Consider the following 2,715-nt stretch of genomic DNA (forward strand, 5'->3'; position numbering starts at 1 on the left):
CCCTGGGGATGCCGCATCCCGTTCGTGCTGTCGGCCCGGTCGGGGGCCCTGCCCCGGCTGGACGGGATGGTGCCGACACTCGCCCCGCTCACCGCCGCGCAGGAACCGGCCGGCTGGGCGTCCCGCCAGCTGCGGTCCGGGCGGGCCTTCCTGGCCGTGGACGACCTGGACGCGGTGCCCGCGGGCAACCGTGCCGCCGTGTGGGAGTGGCTGCTGAACCTGCTGGAGACCCATCCGGACGCCCCGTGCGTCATCGCCACGAACGGCACCGGCGTCCCCTGGTCCCGGCTCGGCGACGCCTTCCGGGTCGTGGGCCTCAGGCCCCTGACCCCCGACGACATCCGCGCCCTGGTGGACTCCCGTGCGGCGGCCTCCCCCGAGGATCGGCAGGCCCGCGGCGCGCTGCTGCCCCGGTGCGACACCGACCCGCTGCTCGCCGGCGTCGCCGACCGCCCGGCCGCCGCGGCTTCGCTGCTGCGGGCCACGCGCACCGCGGCCCAACCCGCGCGGATCCCCCGCCACCGACTGCTGCGCGCCGGTGTCTCGGCGGTGTGGCGGCGGCCGCGGGTGGAGACCACCGCCCCGCCCGTGCCGGGCCTCGCCGCCACCCCGGTGCCGGACAGCGTGCTGCGGGCCGCGTCCGGCCGGCTGGCCGTCGCCACCCTCGGTCTGGACGGCTCCCGCATCCCGCTGCGGACGGCCCTGAGCGCCCTGCGCGAGACCGGCACCTCCGACTCGGCCTCGCCCGAACGCCTGCTGGCCGCGCTCGCCGACCGCGCCGGTGTGGTGTTCCGCCCCGGACCCGACACCGTGGCCTTCCCGAACCCCGAGGTCAGGACCTATCTGGCGGCCCACCACCTCGCGCACGCCCCCGGCACGGACACCGACACCGTGCTGCGTCGCCACCCCTCCGACGAACTTGCCGCACTGCTGGCCGAGTTGCGTGCCACCGAGACCGCCACCGGCCCCGTGCGCAGCGTCCTGGCGACGCCGGGCGGCCCGCCGCGGCGGCTGTCGGCCGGGAGCCCGCCGCCGCGCACGGCCGTACGGCGGGCAGGGGTACGGTCGTCCGCCGAGGTGCGCACCCTGCTCCGGGCCGGTACCGCCATACCCGAACTGCGCTGCACGGGACCGGTGGACGGGCTGGCCGAGGCGCTGCCGCGGCTGCCCGGCCTTCGCTCGCTGGTCCTCATGGACGACCCGTCGCTCGTCGCGCTGCCCGAGCTGGCCGGATGCCGGTCGCTGCGGTCGGTCCGGGTGCTGCGCTGCCCGAACCTACGGGATCTGACGGCACTGGAGTCCTCGGCGGTGATGTTCCTCGACATCGACCCGTGGCCGGACCTGCCCCTGCCGGACGGCCTGCACCGGGCGCTCTGGCTGAGCCGGGTGACCCTCGTGACGGCCGGTCCCCGGGCCCGGCCGGCCGGCGCAGCGCCACCGCAAGGGACCGGCACGGTCTTCCCGGAGATCCGGATACGGCGGCGGCGCCACAGCTGACAACAGGCCGTCCGGCTCTGCCCGCTGTCGGTCCGGCGGCTTCGCCCGCGCAGCGGAGAGCGGTCGCGTCGGCCATATTCGCCGACGGTGTAGTGACCGTACGCGCCATGGGGAAGAGTGCAACGGGGGCGGTCCCCCCGAGCCGTGGGCCGACAATGGGGGGACAGTAGAATTGATCAAGCTTTTCGACCCGGCCGAGGAACCGGACCGGACCGCGCCGGACGACCTCGCGCCCGCCCGCGGCACGGACCGCCTGGACGAACAGGTCTATCTCTTCGACGACCCGACCGTCCTGGCCGTCAACGTCGCCCTCGCCTCCGGCCGCCCGCTGCTCGTGCTCGGCCCCCCGGGTTCGGGGAAGTCGGCGCTCGCCCCGAACGTGGCCCGGCTGATGCGCTTCCGCTACTACGCCGAGGTGGTCACCGCCCGCACCGAACCGCACGACCTGCTCTGGCGCGAGGAGGCGTTCCGCCAGCTCAACGACGCCACCCGGGGCACACTCCAGGACCCCGGTTCGCGGGCGTACTTCCGGCCCGGCCCGCTGTGGAAGGCGCTCGATCCGGCCATGGACGAGGAGAGCCCGCGCGCCCTGCTGGACCGGCCCGCGGTGGTCCTCATCGACGAGATCGACAAGGCCGATCCGGATGTCCCCGACGCCCTGCTCGACCCGCTCAACAACCTCCGCTTCACGGGCCCGGACCGCCGGACGGTGACGGCGGCCGAGAACACGGCCGCACCCCTGGTGGTGATCACGAGCAACGAGGAACGGGAGCTGTCCACCGCCTTCCTGCGCCGCTGCATCCTCCTGCGCCTGCGCCCTCCGGGCCGTGAACACCTGCTCAAAGTGGCGCAGTTGCACATGGGTGACGCCTACGACGAGGCGCTCACCCAGGAGTTGGCCGACCTGTTCGAGTACGAGTCGGTGGCCGCCGGGCCCACGGCGAGCACGGCCGAGTTCCTCGACACCCTGCGGGCCTGCCGCCAGATGGAGTTGACGGCGGACTCCCCGGAGTGGCGGGCGGTCGCGGGGCTCGCCATGGTGAAGGCCTCCCCCGACCCCGCCGCCTCCGTATGAGCCCGGGAAGCCCGGCCCGGCTGGGCGACCTGCTGCGGACGGCCCGCGCCCTGCGGGTGTCCGACCCGGACGACCTGGCCACGCTCGCCAACGCCCTGGGGATCACCCTGCCCTCCCGGCCGTCCGGCGACCGCGTCCCTTAC

General features: G+C 75.4%; 2 protein-coding genes. Both read left to right on the forward strand.

All coding sequences use genetic code 11. The features are described 5' to 3' along the window. The coding region (locus EHS43_RS41960; RefSeq protein ID WP_369009078.1) for an NACHT domain-containing NTPase at positions 1–1,497 on the forward strand (1,497 nt) is incomplete at its 5' end. Between the two features lie 172 nt (positions 1,498–1,669). Beyond that, on the forward strand, positions 1,670–2,572 hold the full coding sequence (locus EHS43_RS41965; RefSeq protein WP_125195730.1) for a MoxR family ATPase: 903 nt from the start codon (positions 1,670–1,672) through the stop codon (positions 2,570–2,572). The last annotated feature ends 143 nt before the right edge of the window (positions 2,573–2,715 follow it).

The sequence above is a fragment of the Streptomyces sp. RP5T genome, assembly GCF_003933965.1.
Lineage (GTDB): Bacteria > Actinomycetota > Actinomycetes > Streptomycetales > Streptomycetaceae > Streptomyces.